Source organism: Methyloversatilis universalis FAM5 (assembly GCF_000214035.2).
In the GTDB taxonomy this organism is placed as follows: domain Bacteria; phylum Pseudomonadota; class Gammaproteobacteria; order Burkholderiales; family Rhodocyclaceae; genus Methyloversatilis; species Methyloversatilis universalis.
In genome coordinates this window covers 261,373-283,242 of record NZ_AFHG01000052.1, presented here as the reverse complement: position 1 = coordinate 283,242, position 21,870 = coordinate 261,373, and the positions used below count along the sequence as shown (strand labels likewise).

The window sequence follows — 21,870 nt, the reverse complement described above, 5'->3', positions numbered from 1 at the left end:
GCGCCCGTTTCGTATCAGCTCCGGGCGATGGCTCGCCAGGAGAGGGGTTTGATGCCATTTACTTCGCTCCGGCTGCGTTGTTCGACAGACCCCACACATAGGCGGTCAGCAGATGGATCTTCTTGTCGCCCAGCAGTTCGCCGTGTGCCGGCATGTGACCGTTACGCCCCTTCTGCAAGGTCTGGGTGACCAGCGCTTCGGTGCTGCCGTACAGCCAGGTCGCGTCGGTCAGATTGGGCGCACCGACCATCTGGTTGCCCTTGCCGTCCGCGCCGTGGCAGGCCGCGCAGTTCGCCGCGAAGGTGGCCTTGCCGCGCTGCACGCGGACGTTGTCCGTGGTAAGGCCCGACAGCGAGCGCACGTAATGCACCACGTCGCGCAGCTGTTCGCCATCCAGCGTGGTGCCGAAGGCCGGCATCGCACCGTTGCGGCCATTGACCAGCGTGGTCTTGATCGCTTCCGGCGTACCACCGTACAGCCAGTCGCCATCGGTCAGGTTGGGGAAACCGCGCGAACCGCGGGCGTCGGTGCCGTGGCACTGCGCGCAGTTGTTCAGGAACAGGCGCTGGCCCATGGCGCGCGCTTCCGGATCGGCGGCGACCTGCTGCACGTCCATGCCGGCATAGCGCTCGAACAGCGGCGCGACCTTGGCTTCGGCGTCCTTCACTTCCTTGTCGTAGGCACCGGTCGACGACCACGCCAGCTTGCCGCCGAAGTTGCCCAGGCCCGGATAGGCGGCCAGATACACCACCGCGAACACGATGGTGATCCAGAACAGCCACACCCACCAGCGCGGCAGCGGGTTGTTCCACTCGGCCAGGGTTTCATCCCACTGGTGACCGTGCAGCTCCACCGGCCCGCTGGAGCGCGCCGCCTTGTTCGACATGATGATGAAGGCACAAAACAGCAGGCTGGCGATGACCAGCACCACCACATACATGTTCCAGAAGTTGTTGATGAAGTCGCTCACTTTTGTTCTCCGGTTTCGGTGTGCGCACGGTCATCGTCGGCGAAGGGCAGCATGGCCGCCTCCTGATGGGCGCGCTGCGCGCCCGGACGCCAGGCCATGACCACGATGGCGACGAAGCAGGCAAAGCCCGCGACAGTGACCGCCGAACGCAGCATATTGATGTCGAGTTCCATGTCTGCCGACCTCAGTTCACCCGCTTGATCGCGGTACCCAGACCCTGCAGGTAGGCGATCAGCGCATCCATTTCAGTCTTGCCCTTGAGCGCCTCCGGCGCGGACTTGATCTGCTCTTCGGTGTAGGGCGTGCCGACCACGGTCAGCGCGCGCATGCGCTGCTCGATGGTGCTGGCATCGACCGGACGCTCCAGCCAGGCGAAGGCCGGCATATTGGATTCCGGCACCACGTCACGCGGGTTGTTCAGGTGAACCCGGTGCCACTCGTCGGAGTAGCGGCCACCGACCCGGGCCAGGTCCGGACCGGTACGCTTGGAGCCCCACTGGAACGGACGGTCATAGACGAACTCGCCGGCCACCGAATAGTGGCCATAGCGCTCGGTCTCGGCACGGAACGGACGGATCATCTGCGAATGGCAGTTGTAGCAGCCTTCGCGGACGTAGATGTCACGTCCGGCCAGACGCAGCGGGCTGTAGGGCTCTACGCCCTTCACCGGCTCGGTGGTCGAGTGCTGGAAGAACAGCGGAACGATTTCGACCAGACCACCGATGGCGATGGTGAGCACCGTCAGGATGGCCAGCAGGCCTACATTGCGTTCGATTGCTTCGTGCTTGGATGCAGCCATGATGTCTTTCTCCAGTGATCAGGCGTGCGCGGCAGCAGGCGCCACCACCGGTGCGTTGTAGGGCTTCTGGCCGGCGATGGTCTTCCACACGTTCCAGGCCATCACGAACATGCCGGACAGGAACAGCAGGCCACCGACGAAGCGGATGGTCCAGAACGGATAGCTGTCCTTGACGCTTTCGACGAAGGTGTAGGTGAGCGTGCCGTCATCGTTGATCGCGCGCCACATCAGGCCCTGCATCACGCCGGCGATCCACATCGAGGCGATGTACAGCACCACGCCCAGGGTCGACATCCAGAAGTGCAGGCTGATGGCCGGAATCGAATACATCTTTTCCTGGCCGAACAGGCGCGGGATCAGGTAGTAGATCGAGCCGATCGAAATCATCGCCACCCAGCCCAGCGCGCCCGAGTGCACGTGGCCGACCGTCCAGTCGGTGTAGTGCGACAGCGCATTGACGGTCTTGATCGACATCATCGGACCTTCGAAGGTCGACATGCCGTAGAAGGACAGCGAGGTGATCAGGAACTTGAGGATCGGATCGGTGCGCAGTTTGTGCCAGGCGCCCGACAGGGTCATGATGCCGTTGATCATGCCGCCCCAGCTCGGTGCGAGCAGGATGAGCGAGAACACCATGCCCAGCGACTGGGTCCAGTCCGGCAGCGCGGTGTAATGCAGGTGGTGCGGGCCCGCCCACATGTAGGTGAAGATCAGGGCCCAGAAGTGCACCACCGACAGACGGTAGGAATAGACCGGGCGCTCGGCCTGCTTGGGCACGAAGTAATACATCATGCCGAGGAAGCCGGCGGTCAGGAAGAAGCCGACAGCGTTGTGGCCGTACCACCACTGCACCATGGCGTCCTGCACGCCGGCATAGGCCGAGTAGGACTTCCAGAAACCGGCCGGAACCGCGGCGCTGTTGACCAGGTGCAGCACGGCGACCGTCAGGATGAAGGCACCGTAGAACCAGTTCGCGACATAGATGTGCGAGGTGCGGCGCTTGGCGATGGTGCCGAAGAACACGACCGCGTAAGCCACCCATACCAGCGTGATCAGCACGTCGATCGGCCACTCCAGTTCGGCGTATTCCTTGCCCGAGGTGTAGCCCAGCGGCAGCGTGATCGCCGCCAGCACGATCACCAGCTGCCAGCCCCAGAACACGAAGCTGGCCAGCCAGGGCGCGAACAGCCGGGTGTGACAGGTGCGCTGCACCACGAAAAACGAGGTCGCCATCAGCGCGCAGCCGCCGAAGGCAAAAATCACCGCATTGGTATGCAGCGGCCGCAGACGGCCGAAGTGGAACCACTCACCGACGTTCAGTTGCGGCCAGACGAGCTGGGCGGCGATCACCACCCCGACCAGCATGCCCACGATGCCCCATACGACCGTCATCAGTGCGAACTGCCGCACCACCTGATAGTCGTAGGTGCCGTGAACGGACCCCATTGCTTCTGTTTTCATTTTCACCTGCTCCCACATTGAAATTGCACCGCCACGCCCTCACGGACGCACGCACGCATGATCCGGCCGGAAGGTTAGGTGTTCGCCCGTACCGGGGTCTTGACCCACGTCAAGCGGCCGGCCGATCGACGACCGGCCGCGTGCATCGTCCATTGATGCCCACCGCATGATTCACCCGCAATCATATTGCACCCCCTGCAATTCCGGAATGAAACTCCGATCAAATCAATTTACGAATCCGGATTCCCGCCTTATCATTCGAATTCCACAACCGACGGAGACAATCAGATGTCCGGCCAGAGCTACGATGAATTGATGGCAAAAATCGCCGAACTCCAGCAGCAGGCGGAAGCGGTGCGCCGGTCTGAACTCGAAGCGGTGATCGCCGATGTCCGCGCAAAGATCAAGAAATACAATCTGAGCGCCGCGGACGTGGGTCTTTCCGGCGGTGGTTCCGCACGCAAGGCCAGCCGTCCGGCTTCGGCAAAGATCAAGATCGCTCCGGGCAAATACCGGAATCCGGCCACCGGCGAAATCAAGGAAGTCGGCGCCGCCGGCCGCAAGCCGGGCTGGCTGACCGCCCTCGGTGCGGACGAACTGGCGGCCGCCCGCGTCGGCTGATCCGGTTTTCCGGAAATGAAAAAGGCACCGCAAGGTGCCTTTTTCATTTATTCACCCCGGACGCAGCAGCCTCTTCCTTCAGCGCGCGGCGCAATATCTTTCCGACATTTGTTTTGGGCAATTCCGACCTGAATTCGACCTGCCGCGGAATTTTGTAGGCGGTCAGCTGGGTACGGCAGTGCGCGATCACTTTTTCTGCGGTCAGAGACGGGTCACGGCTCACCACGAATACTTTCACGACCTCCCCGGAATGGGCGTCCGGCAGGCCGATGGCACAGCATTCAAGCACGCCCGCGCAGGCCGCCACGACGTCTTCGACCTCATTCGGATAGACGTTGAATCCGGACACCAGAATCATGTCCTTCTTGCGATCGACGATGCGCACGAAACCGTCCGCATCCACCGTCGCCACGTCACCGGTACGCAGGAAACCGTCCGCGGTCATCACCTGCGCGGTCTCTCCCGGCCGGCGGTAGTAACCCTTCATGACCTGCGGACCGCGCACGCACAGTTCGCCCGCTTCGCCCAGCGGCACTTCCTCGCCGGAATCGTTGCGTATCGATATTTCGGTCGACGGCACCGGCAGTCCGATCGCGCCGTTGAATTCCTTCTGATCCGGCCGGTTGATGCAGACCGCCGGTGACGTTTCGGTCAGGCCGTAGGCTTCGATCAGCGGCTGGCCGGTCACCGCCTGCCAGCGTTCAGCGACTGCGCGCTGCACCGCCATGCCGCCGCCGAGCGACACCCGGAGACCGGAAAAATCCAGCGCCGCGAAACCCGGATTGTTCAGCAGCGCATTGAACAGCGTATTCACGCCGGTAATGACGGTGAAACGGTGCTTGCCCAGTTCCTTGACGAAACCGGGAATGTCGCGCGGATTGGTGATCAGCACATTGGTGGCGCCCAGTTTCAGGAACACCAGGCAATTCGCGGTCAGCGCGAAGATGTGATAGAGCGGCAAAGCGGTAATCACCAGCTGCCGGCCGCTCATGAAAGGCCGTATCCAGGCGTCCGCCTGCATCATGTTGGACACGATGTTGCGATGGGTGAGCATCGCCCCCTTGGCGACGCCGGTGGTGCCACCGGTGTATTGCAGGAAGGCGATGTCCTCGTGCACCACATGCACCGGATTCAGCGCATGGCCCCGGCCCAGCTTGATCGCGTCGTTGAAGCGCACCGCGTCCGGCAGACGGTAGGACGGCACCATCTTCTTCACGTGCCTGACCACGGCGTTCACGATCCAGCCCTTCGGCACCCCGAGCAGATCGCCGATGGCAGTCACGATGACGTGGCGCACCGCGGTGCGCTCGATCACCCGCTGCAGCGTGGAGGCGAAGTTCTCCAGCACCAGGATGACCTCGGCCCCGCTGTCGTTGAGCTGGTGTTCCAGTTCGCGCGGCGTATACAGCGGATTGCAGTTCACGATGGTGTAGCCGGCGCGCAACGCACCGAACATCGCGACCGGGTACTGCAGCACATTGGGCATCATGATGGCGACCCGGGAACCGGGTGCCAGACCGACGGTGGACTGGAGATAGGCGGCAAACGCCGCACTGAGCCGGTCCAGCTCGGCATAGGTCAGCGCGTGACCCATGCAGACATAGGCGTCGCGCTCCGCATACTCGCGGCAGCTGCGCTCGAACACCTCGCCGACCGACATGAATTCCGACGGGTCTATCTCGGTCGGAACGCCTTCGGGGTAGCTTTTCAGCCACACCTTCTCCATCACCGCCTCCTCGCTCTTTCATGGCGCCGGCGGGGCTGGGCCGGCGCGCGCTGCCTGGTGAATGGACCTGCAGCGGGCGCTCAGCCCGACATGTCTTCCATCGGCCAGTCGCGGATATAGCTCTTGAGCATGCGGTTCTCGAAACTCTGTTCCTCGAGCATCGCGCGTGCAACGTCGTGGAAGGACAGCACGCCCATCAGGGTGTCGCCTTCCATGATGGGCAGGTAGCGGCAGCGGTTTTCCAGCATGAGCCGGCGCAGTTCGTCGACTTCCATGTCCGGATGCGCGGTCGCCGGTTCGCGCTGCATCACCGCCGATACGGTCATCGCCTGCCAGTCGCCGCCGGCCGAACGCACCGAGCGCAGCACTTCGCGGAAGCTCAGCATGCCGACCATGCGGCCGTGCTCCATCACCACCAGAGAACCGACGTCGAGGTCGGTCATGGTCACCACCGCGTTGCCCAGGGTTTGCTGTGGCGCCACCGTGTACAGCACGGTGCCCTTGATGCGCAGGATTTCATGTACTTGCATGTTGGTCACTCACCTTCTTCGCTCACTGCGGCCACTCTCCTCACCACCACGCGGACAAAAGGCCCGCGCAGCGAATGACCCTGAGCCGATGGTAGTCAAAAGCGACCGGAGCGCAAAGCGCGACGGCATCAGATCAGGATATCGACCCGGCCGTCGGCGCGCAGCAGTGCGGCCCGCAGCGGCTTCCCCGGCCGGATCGCAGTCACCGCATCAGCATATCGGGTGAGCTGGTCGACATAGGCCTGGGCATGCACGCCGTCTCCGCCGCTCTTGTAATCCAGCACCCACAGCGCGTCGTCGAATTCGACCAGACGGTCGATGCGACCCAGGCTGCCATCCGGCAGCACGAACTCGATTTCGCACGCCGCCCACAGGTGTTCCGCCGGATCGAAGAAGCGACGCAGTGCCGGGCTGGCGACCAGCCCCCGCGCGGTGCGCTCCAGCTCGGCCCAGCGGGCGGCATCGAAGCCGGTCGCCCGCGCCGGCGGCGGCTCTCCGCTGGCCAGGGCCTCCAGCCAGGCGTGCAGACCGGTACCCCAGCGCTGCTCGTCGGTCAGCGCCAGGGCCGGCCGGCGTTCGCCGATCGGCGGCAGCGCCGGCATGTCCGGCACCGGTGCGGCCGGTAGCGACGAAGCGGGGGCCTCGCAGGCCTCGTCGACGTCGCCGAAGGCGAGGTGCGCCCCGCCCTGCTCGTCACGCATCCCGCCCTCGCCGGTAGCCGTCGCTTCCGCCAGCCGCGACAGCCAGTTGTCGGCATCACCGCCCCGGCTCGGGCTGACGCCGCTGGCGAACAGGAACTGGCGGGCGCGGGTGACCGCCACGTAGAGCAGGTTGGCGTCCTCACGTGCGGCAGCACGCGCCTCGGCTTCGATGAAGGGCTGACGCACGCTGCCCAGGCTGTCCTTGCGGTGCAGCAGAGACAGATGCGTCGGCGCCGGGTCGCCCGGCGGCCAGGCCAGCAGTACGCGCGGACCGCTGTCGGCGCGCGGCCGGGCGATCGCGTCGGCCAGCCACACGATGGGCGCTTCCAGGCCCTTGGCCGCATGCACGGTAAGCACGCGCACCCGGCCACGCGCCGGGTCCTCGCCCTGTATCAGCCCTTCGTCCGGCGCTTCGTCGTCCTCGTCGCGCAGCCGCGACAGCTCGTCGAGGAAGCGCGGCAGGCTGGGGTAGCGGCCACTGTCCACCCGCAGCGCCAGTTCGATGAAGGCTTCCAGATTGGCTCGCACGCCGGGCCAGGCCATCGCGTCCACGGTGGCGGCGTAGCGCGCCAGCAGCTCACCCTGATGGAACACCCGGTCGAGCAGGTCATGCACCGGCAGCCGTACCGACGCCGCCAGCCAGCCGGACAGCAGCGCTGCCGCTCGGGTACAGGCTGCATCGTCACTGGCGTGGCGCAGCGCGCCCCACAGCGAGCCGCCGTCGCCGGTCAGACGCAGCAGCTGCGTGTCGCTGAACGCGAACAGCGGGCTGCGCAGCACATGGGCCAGCGACAGCGCATCGGCCGGCGCCGACAGGAAACGCAGCAGCGCCTGCAGGTCGGACGCCTCCAGCGTATCGAGCAGGCGGCCGCGGCTGGCACCGAAATACGGGATGCCGTGCGCGCGCAGTGCCGCCTCATACACCGCCAGTCCGGTACGCCGGCGCAGCAGAATCATCATGTCGCCGTAATGGGCGGCGCGCGGCTGGCCGGTGTGCGGATCGCGCACCGTCTGCCGGCCCGCCATCGCCTTGAGCCGGGCGCACATCGCGTCCGCCTCGCGCCGGCGCCGGCTGTCCTCGGCCGCCGGACGCGGCGTGCCGAGCGGATCGCGCACTTCTGCTTCGGCAGGCGCGGCACTGTCCGACGCCGCCTCGCTGTCGTGGCCGAACGGCGGCAGCACGGTGACCGCGCCAGGCAAACCGTGCTGCGCGGTGGTGTGCGGGGCAAAACCTTCAAACACCGGATGAGCGCCGAACAGCGCGTTCACTACCGATACCACCGCCGGGCTGCTGCGGCGTGTTTCGTTGCGCCTGAGGTCGAGGGCGCCGAAGCGCTCGGCGAAGGCGGTCCGCGCATGGGCGAAGATGCGCGGGTCGGCGCGGCGGAAACGGTAGATGGACTGTTTCGGATCGCCCACCACGAACACCCGCGGCTGCACCTGGTCCGGCGCGTAGGCGTCGAGCCAGTGCATGAGCACCTGCCACTGCAGCGGATTGGTGTCCTGGAATTCGTCCAGCAGCAGATGGGTGTAGCGCGCGTCCAGTCGCGCCTGCACGAAGGGGCCGGTCTGCGGGTCGGCCAGCAGCCGGGCGGCGTGCCATTCGAGGTCGCCGAAATCCAGCGTGCCGGCAGCGCGCTTCACCTGATCGTAGGCGTCCAGCATGGCCACTGCGGCGCGCAGCGCATGGCTGTTGAGCACATAGGCGGCGCGGTCCTCGACCTCGCCAGCGCAGCACAGCAGGCGCTCGACGCAGGCGTCGAACAGCTGCTGCGTGCGTTCGGCGGCGCCGATCTTTTCCATCGCCCTGCCCGGCTTGAAGGCGGTCGGCAGGCCGGCTTTCGTGAGCAGTTCGGCACGCAGCGCAGCGTGGAAACCGGCGGCGTCGGCCAGCCCCAGCGCCTTTTCCAGCGTCACCGCGCGGCGCTGCTGCGCGTCGGTGCCCTGGCCGAGCAGGCGGGCGAATTCAGCCAACGCCGCGCGCAGCGCCGCGTCCTCGAACAGGGTCGCGAGCGGGTCTGCGCCGTCGGCACCGAAGCACTGCGCCAGATGCGCCAGCACCGCGTCCAGATCGCCGCCGCAGGCCGCCTGCCAGGCTTCCCACTCCGCCCGGCGGTCGATCAGCGCGGACGCCAGTGCGCGGGTGCCGCCGAGGCCGGTCTGGTTCAGCAGCCAGCGCAGCGACTGCGCCAGTTCGCCGTCCTCGTCCCGGCCGGCGCGGCGCATCAGCCCGCCCCAGGCCTGATCGCGCAGGCGGGCGGTGCGCTCGGCCAGCTGCATGCCCCCCAGACCGGCGGACAGCGGCGCCGCGCCCAGCAGCGACGAGAACCAGCCGTGGAAGGTGTTGATCGTGAGTCCGGGCCGGGCACGGATGACGGTTTCGAGCAGGCCGCGCGCACGCGCGATCTGTGCGTCGCTGCGGGCGGCGCCACGCAGGGCGAGGAATTCGCCCACCCAGGCATCGTCCGCCACCGCCAGTTCGCCCAGCCAGTGCAGCAGCCGCTCCTCGATCTCCCGCGCCGCCTTGCGGGTGTAGGTGATGGCGAGGATCTGGCCCGGCGGTACGCCGTCGAGCAGCAGCCGGATCAGGCGCGACACCAGAGTCCAGGTCTTGCCGCTGCCGGCGCAGGCCTCGACCACCACGCTGCAGGCGGGGTCGAGCGCGCGCAGCGGATCGTGCGCCGGGATATGGGTGCTCATGCCAGCCAGTCCTTGCGACACAGCCCGCGCATGCCGCAGTACTGGCAGGCCGCTTCGTCCCCGTTGGCCGGCAGCACGGCACCCGCGCGCAGCGCCGGAAACACGCGCTGTAGCAGCGACTGCAGCGCTTCGGCGGCGACCTGCGGCTCGGCCTGCGCCAGTTCGGCCGGCACCTCTTCGTCCAGCGCCAGATAGGCGGCGTCGCTGACCGCCTCGCCTTCCAGCAGCGTGTAGAAGGCGAGCTGCAGGTCGTCGCGCTGCTGCGCCTTCTTCACCCGGTCAGCCGCACGCAGCTTGTAGTCGATCAGCGCGCGGCCGCCACTGCCCTGGTCGATGCGGTCGATGCGGCCCTCCAGCGTCAGCGCCCCGCCATCGGGCAGCGTGAGCGACAGGCTGCGCGCCTGCTCGCCGGCTTCGAACAGCCAGCCGGCGGCCTCGCGCGCGCAGGCCCAGTCGACGTAGGCGGCGGCGCGCGCCTGCAGCCGGTCGGCCCAGGCGTGCTCCTGAAAATTGCGCGCGATGGCGCCGGCGAATGCCTCGGCGAAGCGGCGGCGCAGATCGTCCGCCAGGATTTCGGGCGACGACAGCGCGAGCCGCGGATGGGCGGTGTGGAAAGCCAGCAGCACCGCATGCACCTTTTCGCCCACGCTGCCCTTGCCCAGCGTTTCCTCGACTTCGTCCTCCTCGCCCAGATGCAGCACCCGGCGCGCGAAGTAGCGGTAAGGGCAGTCCATCAGGTCGGCCAGCGCGCTGGCGGTCAGCTTCTGTGGCACGCGCTCCGGCGGCAGCGAGGGCGCGCTGCTCACGCCGATGACAGCCAGCGCCGGCGGCTCGGCCAGCGGCGGCGCCGCTTCGATCGCCGAGCCGACGCCGGCGCGCTGGAACATCAGGTCCAGCACCTGCAGGTCGGCGCCCGGCAGATTGGCTTCGCCGTGGCGCTGTGCCTGCCAGCTGAACACGATGTCGCCGGCGTTGAGCACCAGGCCGGCGAGGTCCTCGCGCAGCCGGGTGGCCTGTGCGTCGGCGTCTGGCAGCCCCAGTTCGCGCCGCAGGCCTTCGTGTCCGAGCACCCCGCGCGGACGCGGCGGCGCCAGATGTTCGCGATCGGCGCCGATCACATAGACCGCCTCGAAAGCGCGCAGCCGCGTCGCCGCCAGCGGCGTGAGCACGACCGGGCTGTCGATTTCGGTATCGCGGAACAGCGCCTGTTCGAATTCGCCATTGAGCCACTGCCGCCAGTCGGCGAAGGACAGCGCGAGCGCTACGCCCTGGCTGTCGGCGCGCAGCTGTTCGAGCAGCGCGATCACCTGGGCGCCGGCCACGTCGCCCAGCATGGCGTCGCGCGCCTGCAGTGCGTCGATCGCGGCCAGCAGCCGGTCCAGCCAGAAGCTGGCCGGCGCGTTGCCGGTGGGCATCAGGGCGGCGGCGTCCGCCAGCAGCGCGATCAGCCCGGCAGCCGGGCCGCCCGCCAGGTCGTCCGCCGCATCAACCAGCAGCGCGTGCAAACCGTCGACATGGTTGCGCCGCACCACCCAGTCGTCGATGGCGGCCACCGCGCGGGCGCGGGTTTCGCGCTCCAGCCCGGCGGCCACATAGGGCGCGCGCACAAAATCCAGCAGGTCGCGGTGATAGCCGTCGGAGGCCAGACATTGCAGGAAGGCATCCACCGTGGCCGCCGCACGGGTGGTGGACAGCTTCCAGCCGGTTTCGTCGGCCAGCAGCACCTGACGCCGTTCGAGCAGCGCCCGGGCGCGGCGGGCGGCTTCGCGGTCTGCGGCCACCAGCGCAATGCGGCGGCGACCGGCGGCCAGCCAGGCGCTCACGGTGTCGGCGGCGCAGGCCGCCTCCTGTTCCAGCGACTGAGCCGCCACCAGCCTTACCCGCGCGCGCAGCGCAGCGGCATCGTCGGCCGACGGCGCGCGCGACCACAACGCACCGGCGTCCTGTCCGGGTGGCGGCCAGGCGGCCGCCAGCGCACGGGACAGCGTATCGTCGCCCTCGCCGCGCGCCACCTGCAGGCACAGCACCGGCGCACGCGCGGCCCAGGCATTCAGCCAGGACGGCGGCTCGTCGAGCGTATCGAGCAGCACCGTCAGCGGCCGGGTCGCGGCAGCCGCGGCCCGCTCGAGCGCCTGTGCGCAGGCGCGCGCACGGCCCGGCGTGCCGGTGCTGTCGGCCAGCCACACCGCATGCACCAGCCGCGCTTCCAGTGACAGCGCTTCGCTGTCGTGCAGCGCGTGGGTACGGGCGAAGGTGGCCGCCAGTTCGGCCTCCTGCTGCAGCGGCACCTCGGCCAGCGCATCGGCCAGATCGATCAGTTCGCGCGCCACCGACCACAGGTCGGCCTCGCCCAGCCAGCCCATGCGGCGCAGCTGGGCCACCAGACCGAGCAGGCGGCGCGAATGCGGATCTGTAGGGTGATCGCCCTGCCAGCGCTGGGCCAGCAGGTCGGGCGTGAGCAGCCGCGGCATGAACAGCGCGCGGCCGGCCGCTGCGCACAGCGCTGCGCGCAGCGGCTGGGCGAGTGCCATCGAGGGCAGCAGCAGGTCGGTATCGGCCAGCGCGTCGCCGTGGCGACCGATCAGGATGCGCGCCACCTGCCCGAACAGACCGGGCCCCGGCGGCAGCGAAAGAAGTTCGAGGCCCGCGGCGCTCATGCGTCGACGCAGGCCCCGGTCAGGGATGCATGAACCGGCAACAGCGGCTCAGCGCTCCAGCATGCCGAGCTTGTCCTTCACCTTGGCCCAGTCGTCGGCGTCCGGCAGGGCGTCCTTGCGCTCGATGATGGCCGGCCATTCCTTGGCCAGTTCGGCGTTCAGCGCGGTGAAATGCGCCTGATCGGCCGGCACGTCGTCCTCGGCGAAGATGGCCTCGGCCGGGCATTCCGCCACGCACAGCGTGCAGTCGATGCACTCGTCCGGATCGATCACCAGGAAGTTCGGGCCTTCGCGGAAGCAATCGACCGGGCACACATCGACGCAGTCGGTGTACTTGCACTTGATACAGGATTCGGTGACGACGTAAGTCATGATTTCTCCGTTGGGCCGGTGGGCCGGCCTGCCTTTCACTGGGGAAGGCGACGTGGGGTGGATGGTGATCGCTACGAAACGCTGCACGCGGTCACGGAGCGGGCACCCGGTTTGCCTGACGCGATGCGACCGGCCCCGGCGTGCGGCCCGGCCGCGTTCTGGACGCAGAAGTTTACCACCCGCGGACGCCCCCCGGCTTGCACCCGCTGTCGTGCCGGTGCGACATGGAGGCATGACTTTTTGTCCTTTCCGGTTGCGCACGGCTGCACATGCGGCGTTTTTTTGTATTAGCATCTTGCCAACAGTGCAGAAGCCCTGACACATGTGCAGGCGAGGTTGGCTCCGTGAGCATCCCGGCAACCGGCTTCAGCGCAATTCCGAATCCGGCCCGCTCAGCGGGCCAACCGTTCCAAGCGACCCGATCACGCGATTCCGGCAAGCCCACATTCTTCAGGCATGAAGCGCCCACAGGCGGCTTCACACCTGTGGCCAGCCGGCACGACCGGCACCGCGCCCACCATCGACGCCCGACCTTCACGAACCACCGTCCAGTCAAGCACCGCGAGGAAACAATGAGCGAACACATCCACCATGTCACCGATGCCAGTTTCGAAGCCGAAGTCATCAAGGCCGACCTGCCGGTCCTGGTCGACTACTGGGCCGAATGGTGCGGTCCGTGCAAGATGATCGCCCCCATCCTCGACGAAGTGGCCCGTGACTACGCCGGCAAGCTGCGCGTGGCCAAGGTGAACATCGACGAGAACCAGGAAACCCCGGCCCGCTTCGGCATCCGCGGCATTCCGACCCTGATGCTGTTCAAGGACGGCAACGTCGAAGCCACCAAGGTGGGCGCCCTGTCGAAATCGCAACTGACCGCATTCCTGGACAGCCACCTCTGATCACACCCCGCGGCGGGTGCGCGTCCGCGCCCCGCCCGCCGGAGCCAGAGCGCTCCACCTCCCCCACCCCGCACGCAGCACTTCTTCACCATGCATCTTTCCGAACTGAAAGCACTTCACGTCAGCCAGCTGCTCGAAATGGCCCAGTCCTTCGAGATCGAGGGCGCCAACCGGCTGCGCAAGCAGGAACTCGTGTTCGCCATCCTGCGCAACCGGGCGAAGAAGGGTGAAAGCATTTTCGGCGACGGTGCGCTGGAAGTGCTGCCCGACGGCTTCGGCTTCCTGCGTTCGCCGGAAGCGAGCTATCTGGCCGGCACCGACGACATCTATGTGTCGCCCAGCCAGATCCGCCGCTTCAACCTGCATACCGGCGACACCATCGAAGGCGAAATCCGCACGCCGAAGGACGGCGAACGGTATTTCGCGCTGGTGAAGGTCGATCGCATCAACAGCGAGCCGCCGGAAGCGACCAAGCACAAGATCCTGTTCGAAAACCTGACGCCGCTGCACCCGACCGAGCCGCTGAAGCTCGAGCGCGACATGCGCGGCGAAGAGAACACCACGTCGCGCGTGATCGACATGATCGCGCCGATCGGCAAGGGTCAGCGTGCGCTGCTGGTGGCGCCGCCGAAGACCGGCAAGACGGTGATGATGCAGCACATCGCGCACGCCATCACCGTGAATCACCCGGAAGCCATGCTCATCGTGCTGCTGATCGACGAGCGTCCGGAAGAAGTGACCGAAATGCAGCGCTCGGTGAAGGGCGAAGTGGTTGCATCGACCTTCGACGAACCGGCCACCCGCCACGTGCAGGTCGCAGAAATGGTGATCGAGAAGGCCAAGCGCCTGGTCGAGCACAAGAAGGACGTGATCATCCTGCTCGACTCGATCACCCGCCTCGCCCGCGCCTACAACACGGTGCAGCCGGCCTCCGGCAAGGTGCTGACCGGCGGTGTGGACGCCAACGCGCTGCAGAAGCCGAAGCGCTTCTTCGGTGCTGCGCGCAACGTCGAGGAAGGCGGCAGCCTGACCATCATCGCCACCGCGCTGATCGAAACCGGCAGCCGCATGGACGACGTGATCTACGAGGAATTCAAGGGCACCGGCAATATGGAAATCCATCTTGACCGGCGCATGGCGGAAAAGCGGGTGTATCCGGCGATCAACGTGAACCGCTCGGGCACCCGCCGCGAAGAGCTGCTGCTGAAGCCGGAAATCCTTCAGAAGATCTGGGTGCTGCGCAAGCTGCTGTACAACATGGACGATCTGGAAGCGATCGAATTCCTGCTCGACAAGATCAAGGCCACCAAGAGCAACGGCGAATTCTTCGACGCGATGCGTCGAGGCTGATGCCCCTGCTCCTGCAGCCCTGAAAGAAAAACGCCGCACATCGCGGCGTTTTTCTTTTGTACCGCCGGTTCAGGCGCGCAGCGCCTCCATCACCGACATCACCTCACCCGGCGTATTCAGCGCATAGCCGGGCAGCGCATCGACCGCGGTCGCGAACTGCGGCGATTTCAGCGCTTCCAGCATGCGCTGCATCGACGGCAGTTCCAGCGTTTCCAGCCGGCACGCGAGGAAGTAGTGCTCCTGCGCCACCGGCACGAAATCGAGCTTGAACTGGGTGGCGGCCGCCTCCACCCCGAAACCGGTATCGGCCATGCCGCTGGCCACGTGGGCCGCGACCGCCGCGTGGGTGAATTCCACCGTTTCGTAGCCGCTGATCTGGTCCGGATCCATGGTCTGTTCGGCCAGCAGCAGGTCGAGCAGCACCCGCGTGCCTGCACTGGCCTGGCGGTTGATGAAACGCACATCCGGCCGGGTCAGGTCCTGCAGCGACCGGATGCCCAGCGGATTGCCGGCCGCCACGAACAGGCCCTGGGTGCGCGTGACCAGCCGGATTACCCGGTGCGCGCGCGGCTTCAGGTAGCGGTTCAGTCGCGCCGCCAGTTCCGGCGTCACCCGCCCGCTCGGCAGGTGGAAGCCGCAGAGGTCGCAGCTGCCGCGTGACATCGAAGCCAGCGCGTCGATGGAGCCGAGGTACTGCAGCTCCAGCCGCACCGCGGCCACCTGCTCCACCAGTTCGGGCAGCAGCGCGATCGCATAGCCGTGACTGGCGTGCAGCCGCAGGATGGGGTGGGTGTCCATCAGCGCGGCGTTGATCTCCCGGTCGATCTCCACCGACAGGTTTTCCAGCTGCGGCGTCAGCCGCGCCTGTATGCGCTGCGCCGCCCAAGTCAGCTTCTCGCCCAGCGGCGTCAGTTCCGCCCCCTTGCCCTGCGACAGCTCGACCAGCGGCGTGCCGAAGAAGGCCGACCAGGTGCGGATCAGGTTCCAGCAGTGGCGGTAGGAAAAATCCACTTCGCGGGCAGCTTCGGTCAGTTTTCCGCTGCGCTGGACCGCGGCCAGCACCCGGAAAAGCAGCGGATCGATTTCCCGTCCCTCGGCGTTCCGGAAACGCCACGCGGGCTCGATCTGGATGCGCATGTTAGGCATTTGTTTTCATATCGTTAAAAGCAAAATCGGCTGCTAACCTGCATTGCGAAGCCATTATTGGACCTTGATGGTGGCTGATTAGCAATTATGAACAAGAGTTCCAATTAGGAATTCAGCAGGAGACAAAGAGCCATGTCATCGCACCACCCCGCCTCCGCCGCGGACGGGCTGCGCCTGCAGTCCGTGGTTGACGCGCACGCCAGTCTGCCCGGCGCACTGCTGCCCATGCTGCACGCCATCCAGGACGAATTCGGCCATGTGCCGGATCAGGCCGTTCCGGTCATCGCCCGCAGCCTGAATCTTTCACGCGCCGAAGTGCATGGCGTGATCACCTTCTACCACCACTTCCGCAGCCACGCGCCCGGACGTCATGTGGTGCAGGTCTGCCGGGCGGAAGCCTGTCAGGCGGTCGGTGCCGTTGCGCTCGAAGCGCACGCGAAGAAATGCCTCGGCATCGACTTCCATGAAACCACCGCGGACGGCGCGGTGACGCTGGAGGCGGTGTACTGCCTCGGCAACTGTGCGGTCGGTCCGTCGCTGCGGATCGATGACGACATCGTCGGCCGCGTCACGCCGGCACGTTTTGACGAAATCATCGCTGAACTGCGCGCGGAGGTGACCGCATGAGCACCCGCATCTACGTCCCCATCGATTCCACCGCGCTGTCGCTGGGCGCCGAAAAGGTTGCGAAGGCCATCGCTGCCGAAGCGGCGAAGCGCGGCATCGCGATCGAACTGGTGCGCAACGGCTCGCGCGGCGCCTTCTGGCTCGAACCGCTGGTCGAGGTGCAGACCCCGGCCGGCCGCATGGCCTACGGTCCGGTGCAGCCGAAGGACGTCGCCGCGCTGTTCGACGCCGGCTTCGTCAACGGCGGTCAGCATGCGCTGTCGCTCGGCCTGACCGACGACATCGCATATCTGAAGAACCAGGAACGGCTGACCAGCGCACGCATCGGCATCACCGATCCGCTGAGCCTGGACGACTACATCGCCCACGGCGGCTACGAAGGCCTGGTGGCCGCCTTTGCGATGAGCGGCGCAGACATCGTGAAGGAAGTGACCGACTCCGGCCTGCGCGGTCGTGGCGGTGCAGCCTTCCCGACCGGCATCAAGTGGAACACCGTGCTCGGCGCCAGCGCCGACCAGAAGTACATCGTGTGCAACGCCGACGAGGGCGATTCCGGCACCTTCTCCGATCGCATGATCATGGAAGGCGACCCGTATGTGCTGATCGAAGGCATGACCATCGCCGGCATCGCGGTCGGCGCCACCCGGGGCTACATCTATCTGCGCTCGGAATACCCGCACGCCTTTGCCACGCTGAAGGAAGCGATCCGTCGCGCGCGCGCGGCCGGCTGGCTGGGCCAGGACGTGCGCGGCTCGGCCAAGGCGTTCGAACTGGAGGTACGTCTGGGCGCCGGCGCCTACATCTGCGGCGAAGAAACCTCGCTGCTGGAAAGCCTGGAAGGCAAGCGCGGCATCGTGCGCTTCAAGCCGCCGCTGCCGGCGCTGCAGGGCCTGTTCGGCAAGCCCACCGTGATCAACAACGTGATCTCGCTGGCGTCGGTACCCATCATTCTGGCGCGCGGCGGCGCGTACTACCGCAACTACGGCATGGGCCGCTCCCGCGGCACCCTGCCCTTCCAGCTGGCCGGCAACATCAAGCGCGGCGGTCTGGTCGAGAAGGCCTTCGGCCTGACCATGAACGAACTGATCCATGACTTCGGCGGCGGCACGCTGTCCGGCCGGCCGGTGCGCGCGGTGCAGGTGGGCGGCCCGCTCGGTGCCTATGTGCCGGCGTCGCAGTTCGACATGCCGCTGGATTACGAGGAGTACGCGAAGAACGGCGCCATGATCGGCCACGGCGGCATCGTGGTGTTCGACGACACGGTCGACATGGCGCACATGGCGCGCTACGCGATGGAGTTCTGCGCGGTCGAGTCCTGCGGCAAATGCACGCCCTGTCGCATCGGCTCCACCCGCGGCGTCGAGGTGATCGACCGCATCGTCGCCAACGAACAGCGCGGCAAGAACATCGCGCTGCTGCAGTCGCTGTGCGACACCATGCTCAACGGCTCGCTGTGCGCGCTCGGTGGCATGGCCCCCTACCCGGTGCTGTCCGCACTGAACCACTTCCCGGAAGACTTCGGCGTCGACAAGACCGAAGCTGCCTGAGCACGCGAGAATCCAGGAGAACTGCCATGTCACTGCCCCGCAACACCGATTACGGCACGCCCGCGCGCGCGTCGGAAAAGGAAGTCACCCTCTCGATAGACGGCATCGAAGTGACGGTGCCGGCCGGCACCTCGGTCATGCGTGCCGCGCAGGAATGCGACACCAGCATTCCCAAGCTGTGCGCCACCGACAGCCTCGAACCGTTCGGCTCCTGCCGCCTGTGCCTGGTGGAGATCGAAGGCCGCCGCGGCTATCCGGCGTCCTGTACCACTCTGGTCGAACCCGGCATGCAGGTGCGCACCCAGACGCCCAAGCTGGCGGACATCCGCCGCGGCGTGATGGAGCTCTACATTTCCGATCACCCGCTGGACTGCCTGACCTGCTCGGCCAACGGCAACTGCGAACTGCAGGACATGACCGGCGTGGTCGGCCTGCGCGAAGTGCGCTACGGCATGAAGGGCAAGAACCACTTCGACCTGCTGTCGGCGCTGACCAAGGAAAAGGACGAGTCCAACCCCTACTTCAGCTACGACCCGTCGAAGTGCATCGTGTGCAACCGCTGCGTGCGCGCCTGCGAAGAAACCCAGGGCACTTTCGCGCTCACCATTTCCGGCCGCGGCTTCGATTCGCGCGTCAGCCCCGGTGAGAGCCAGCTCTTCATGGAATCGGAATGCGTGTCCTGCGGCGCCTGCGTGCAGGCCTGCCCGACCGCGACGCTGATGGAAAAGGGCGTGATCGAACACGGTCAGGCCGAAAAGAAGGTCACCACCACCTGCGCCTACTGCGGCGTCGGCTGTTCCTTTGACGCCGAGGTGAAGGGCACGACCGTGGTGCGCATGGTGCCGAGCAAGGACGGCGGCGCCAATCACGGCCACTCCTGCGTGAAGGGCCGCTTCGCCTTCGGCTATGCGACGCACCCTGACCGCATCACCACGCCGATGATCCGCAAGAGCATCGAGGACGCCTGGCAACCGGTGAGCTGGGACGAAGCGATCAATTACGCCGCGTCGGAATTCAAGCGCATCCAGGCGAAGCATGGCCGCGATTCGATTGGCGGCATCACCTCCAGCCGCTGCACCAATGAAGAAACCTATCTGGTGCAGAAACTGGTGCGCGCCGCCTTCGGCAACAACAACGTCGACACCTGCGCCCGCGTGTGCCACTCGCCCACCGGTTACGGCCTGAAGCAGACGCTGGGCGAATCGGCCGGCACCCAGACCTTCGATTCGGTGATGAAGGCCGACGTCATCATGGTGATGGGCGCCAATCCGACCGACGGCCACCCGGTGTTCGGTTCGCAGATGAAGCGCCGCCTGCGCGAGGGCGCCAGGCTCATCGTGGTCGACCCGCGCGCCATCGACCTGGTGCGCTCGCCGCACATCCAGGCCACGCATCATCTGAAGCTGAAGCCGGGCAGCAATGTGGCGATGATCACCTCGCTGGCCCACGTGATCGTGACCGAAGGTCTGGTGCAGGAAGATTTCGTGCGCGAGCGCTGCGAATGGGCCTCTTTTGAACAGTGGCGCGATTTCGTGGCCAAGCCGGAGAACTCGCCGGAAGCGATGGAAATCCACACCGGCGTGCCGGCGGCCGAGGTGCGTGCCGCGGCGCGGCTGTTCGCCACCGGCGGCAATGCAGCCATTTACTACGGCCTCGGCGTGACCGAGCACAGCCAGGGTTCGACCACCGTCATCGGCATCGCCAATCTGGCGATGGCCACCGGCAACATCGGCCGCGAAGGCGTGGGCGTGAATCCGCTGCGCGGCCAGAACAATGTGCAGGGCTCCTGCGACATGGGCAGCTTCCCGCATGAACTGCCGGGCTACCGCCACGTGTCCGACGCCGCCACCCGCGCGCTGTTCAAGGACGCCTGGGGCGTCGAGCCGCAGCCGGAGCCCGGCCTGCGCATCCCGAACATGTTCGAGGCGGCGATGGACGGCACCTTCCTCGGCCTGTACTGCGAAGGCGAGGACATCGTGCAGTCCGACCCGAACACCCAGCACGTCGAAGCCGCGCTGCGGGCGATGGAATGCGTGGTGGTGCAGGACCTGTTCCTGAACGAAACCGCGAAGTTCGCCCACGTGTTCCTGCCCGGTTCCAGCTTCCTGGAAAAGGACGGCACCTTCACCAATGCCGAGCGCCGCATCTCCCGCGTGCGCAAGGCGATGCCACCACTGGCCGGCAAGGCGGACTGGGAAGTCACCTGCATGCTGTCGAATGCGCTCGGCTATCCGATGGACTACAAGGATCCGTCGGACATCATGGACGAGATCGCCCGCCTGACCCCGACATTCCACGGCGTGAGCTACGAACGGCTGGACGAGCTGGGCAGCATCCAGTGGCCGTGTAACGAGGACGCGCCGGAAGGCACGCCCATCATGCACATCGAACAGTTCGTGCGCGGCAAGGGCCGCTTCATGCTGACCGAGTACATCCCGACCGACGAGCGCACCTCGTCGCGCTTCCCGCTCATCCTGACCACCGGCCGCATCCTGTCGCAGTACAACGTGGGCGCGCAGACCCGCCGCACGCCGAACTCGATGTGGCATGACGAGGACCGGCTGGAGATCCACCCGGCCGACGCCGAATCGCGCGGCATCAACGACGGCGACTGGGTGGGCATCACCTCGCGCGCCGGCGAAACCGTGCTGCGCGCGGTGGTGTCCGAGCGCATGCAGCCGGGCGTGGTCTACACCACCTTCCACTTCCCGGAATCGGGCGCCAACGTGATCACCACCGACAATTCGGACTGGGCCACCAACTGCCCGGAATACAAGGTGACCGCGGTGCAGGTGACCCGCGTGACCCAGCCGTCGGAATGGCAGCAGCGCTACCGCGACTTCTCGCGCCAGCAGCTCGACCTGCTGCCGAAGACGCGGCGCGAGAAGGTGTGAGCGGGTACGCCGTGGCCGATGCCGCAACCGTAAGCGCCAACACTGCCCCGACCTGCAGCGTGCCGGGGCCGGCGTTCGATCACCCGGCGCAGAGCCTGCGCCCGGTCACGCGCACGCGCGACGGCGAACGCCAGTCCTCGCTCGAATGCGTGGCCGAAGAGGTGCCGGTGGCCATGGTGTACAACGGCATTTCGCACGCGGTCATGCTGGCCACGCCGGCCGATCTCGAAGATTTCGGGCTGGGCTTCAGCCTGTCGGAAGGCATCGTGCGCCGGCGCGCCGAAGTGCTGGACATCGAGGTGGCCGGCCATGAGGCTGGCATCGAAGTGCGGCTGCAGGTGTCCAACCGCGCATTCGAGGCGCTGAAGCTGCGGCGGCGCACGCTGGCCGGCCGCACCGGCTGCGGCCTGTGCGGTGTCGACAGCCTGGCCCAGGTGGCGCGTGAGGTGACACCGGTGAGCGCCCGGCCGCAGGTGAGCGACGCAGCGATCCACCGCGCCTTCGCAAGCCTTTCCGACGCGCAGCCGCTGCACCGGCTGACCGGCTCGGTGCACGCCGCCGGCTGGGCCGCGGAGGACGGAAGCCTGCTGCTGGTGCGTGAAGACGTGGGTCGGCACAACGCGCTGGACAAGCTGATCGGCGCACTGGCCAGGGCCGGGCACGACCCGGCGCACGGCTTCGCGCTGGTCACCAGCCGCGCCAGCTACGAGATGGTGCAGAAGCTGGCCAGTTTCGGCGGCGGGCTGCTGGCCGCCATTTCGGCCCCGACCGGCCTCGCCATCGATCTCGCCGCACGCGCTGGCATCACGCTGTGCGGATTTGTACGCAACGGCCAGAAGGCCGTCTACACAGAACCCAAAGACTGAACGG

The 21,870-nt window shown here is 66.8% G+C and carries 17 protein-coding genes; 7 read left to right on the top strand and 10 right to left on the bottom strand.

The features are described from left to right. Window positions 1-58: 58 nt before the first annotated feature. The 4 genes from ccoP to ccoN are packed head-to-tail and all read right to left on the bottom strand — an operon-like array spanning window position 59 to window position 3,215. Entirely contained in the window at window positions 59-970 is a 912-nt protein-coding gene (gene ccoP / locus METUNV1_RS12365) for a cytochrome-c oxidase, cbb3-type subunit III (protein ID WP_008062210.1), read from the bottom strand. Then, window positions 967-1,143 (bottom strand): cbb3-type cytochrome oxidase subunit 3, encoded by a 177-nt coding sequence (locus METUNV1_RS12360; RefSeq protein ID WP_008062204.1) that lies wholly within the window; start codon window positions 1,141-1,143, stop codon window positions 967-969. The genes ccoP and METUNV1_RS12360 overlap by 4 nt, the downstream gene beginning before the upstream one ends. A gap of 11 nt (window positions 1,144-1,154) precedes the next feature. Next, a complete protein-coding gene (ccoO, locus tag METUNV1_RS12355) occupies window positions 1,155-1,769 on the bottom strand; it encodes a cytochrome-c oxidase, cbb3-type subunit II (protein WP_008062203.1) in 615 nt (204 codons plus the stop codon). A gap of 18 nt (window positions 1,770-1,787) precedes the next feature. Next, entirely contained in the window at window positions 1,788-3,215 is a 1,428-nt protein-coding gene (gene ccoN / locus METUNV1_RS12350) for a cytochrome-c oxidase, cbb3-type subunit I (RefSeq protein WP_008062202.1), read from the bottom strand. Between the two features lie 303 nt (window positions 3,216-3,518). Between ccoN and METUNV1_RS12345 the strand changes: the two genes are divergently transcribed. Continuing rightward, a complete protein-coding gene (locus METUNV1_RS12345) occupies window positions 3,519-3,851 on the top strand; it encodes an H-NS histone family protein (RefSeq protein WP_008062201.1) in 333 nt (110 codons plus the stop codon). Between the two features lie 43 nt (window positions 3,852-3,894). Here the strand turns inward: METUNV1_RS12345 and METUNV1_RS12340 are convergent, their stop codons facing one another. The 5 genes from METUNV1_RS12340 to fdxA all read right to left on the bottom strand — a co-directional run bounded on the left by METUNV1_RS12340 (window position 3,895) and on the right by fdxA (window position 12,537). Continuing rightward, complete coding sequence (locus METUNV1_RS12340) at window positions 3,895-5,577, bottom strand: long-chain-fatty-acid--CoA ligase (RefSeq protein WP_008062200.1); 1,683 nt, start codon at window positions 5,575-5,577, stop codon at window positions 3,895-3,897. Window positions 5,578-5,657: 80 nt separating this feature from the next. Further along, window positions 5,658-6,107, bottom strand: a complete 450-nt coding sequence (locus METUNV1_RS12335; protein WP_008062199.1) for a CBS domain-containing protein — start codon at window positions 6,105-6,107, stop codon at window positions 5,658-5,660. Between the two features lie 128 nt (window positions 6,108-6,235). Continuing rightward, a complete protein-coding gene (locus METUNV1_RS12330) occupies window positions 6,236-9,508 on the bottom strand; it encodes a UvrD-helicase domain-containing protein (RefSeq protein WP_008062198.1) in 3,273 nt (1,090 codons plus the stop codon). Beyond that, window positions 9,505-12,165, bottom strand: coding sequence for a PD-(D/E)XK nuclease family protein (locus tag METUNV1_RS12325; RefSeq protein WP_008062196.1), 2,661 nt, complete (start codon window positions 12,163-12,165; stop codon window positions 9,505-9,507). Before METUNV1_RS12325 ends, METUNV1_RS12330 begins: the two co-directional genes overlap by 4 nt. 48 nt (window positions 12,166-12,213) lie before the next feature. Continuing rightward, on the bottom strand, window positions 12,214-12,537 hold the full coding sequence (gene fdxA / locus METUNV1_RS12320; RefSeq protein ID WP_008062194.1) for a ferredoxin FdxA: 324 nt from the start codon (window positions 12,535-12,537) through the stop codon (window positions 12,214-12,216). Between the two features lie 572 nt (window positions 12,538-13,109). Between fdxA and trxA the strand changes: the two genes are divergently transcribed. Both trxA and rho read left to right on the top strand, forming a co-directional pair. Further along, window positions 13,110-13,436 (top strand): thioredoxin TrxA, encoded by a 327-nt coding sequence (trxA, locus tag METUNV1_RS12315; RefSeq protein ID WP_008062188.1) that lies wholly within the window; start codon window positions 13,110-13,112, stop codon window positions 13,434-13,436. Window positions 13,437-13,526: 90 nt separating this feature from the next. Beyond that, window positions 13,527-14,786: a transcription termination factor Rho gene (gene rho, locus METUNV1_RS12310; RefSeq protein ID WP_008062186.1), complete on the top strand. Its 1,260-nt coding sequence runs from the start codon at window positions 13,527-13,529 to the stop codon at window positions 14,784-14,786. A 69-nt stretch (window positions 14,787-14,855) separates the two neighbouring features. On the opposite strand, the gene METUNV1_RS12305 is transcribed toward rho, so the two are convergent. Further along, a complete protein-coding gene (locus METUNV1_RS12305; RefSeq protein WP_232416212.1) occupies window positions 14,856-15,932 on the bottom strand; it encodes a substrate-binding domain-containing protein in 1,077 nt (358 codons plus the stop codon). A gap of 132 nt (window positions 15,933-16,064) precedes the next feature. Between METUNV1_RS12305 and METUNV1_RS12300 the strand changes: the two genes are divergently transcribed. Genes METUNV1_RS12300 through fdhD form a run of 4 tightly spaced genes read left to right on the top strand, consistent with a single transcriptional unit; the run spans window position 16,065 to window position 21,866 of the window. Then, window positions 16,065-16,559, top strand: a complete 495-nt coding sequence (locus tag METUNV1_RS12300; RefSeq protein ID WP_008062183.1) for a formate dehydrogenase subunit gamma — start codon at window positions 16,065-16,067, stop codon at window positions 16,557-16,559. Next, a complete protein-coding gene (locus tag METUNV1_RS12295; protein ID WP_008062182.1) occupies window positions 16,556-18,106 on the top strand; it encodes a formate dehydrogenase beta subunit in 1,551 nt (516 codons plus the stop codon). Before METUNV1_RS12300 ends, METUNV1_RS12295 begins: the two co-directional genes overlap by 4 nt. A 26-nt stretch (window positions 18,107-18,132) precedes the next feature. Beyond that, window positions 18,133-21,000: a formate dehydrogenase subunit alpha gene (fdhF, locus tag METUNV1_RS12290; protein ID WP_008062181.1), complete on the top strand. Its 2,868-nt coding sequence runs from the start codon at window positions 18,133-18,135 to the stop codon at window positions 20,998-21,000. Beyond that, window positions 20,997-21,866, top strand: coding sequence for a formate dehydrogenase accessory sulfurtransferase FdhD (gene fdhD, locus METUNV1_RS12285; RefSeq protein ID WP_085983295.1), 870 nt, complete (start codon window positions 20,997-20,999; stop codon window positions 21,864-21,866). Before fdhF ends, fdhD begins: the two co-directional genes overlap by 4 nt. Window positions 21,867-21,870: the final 4 nt, after the last annotated feature.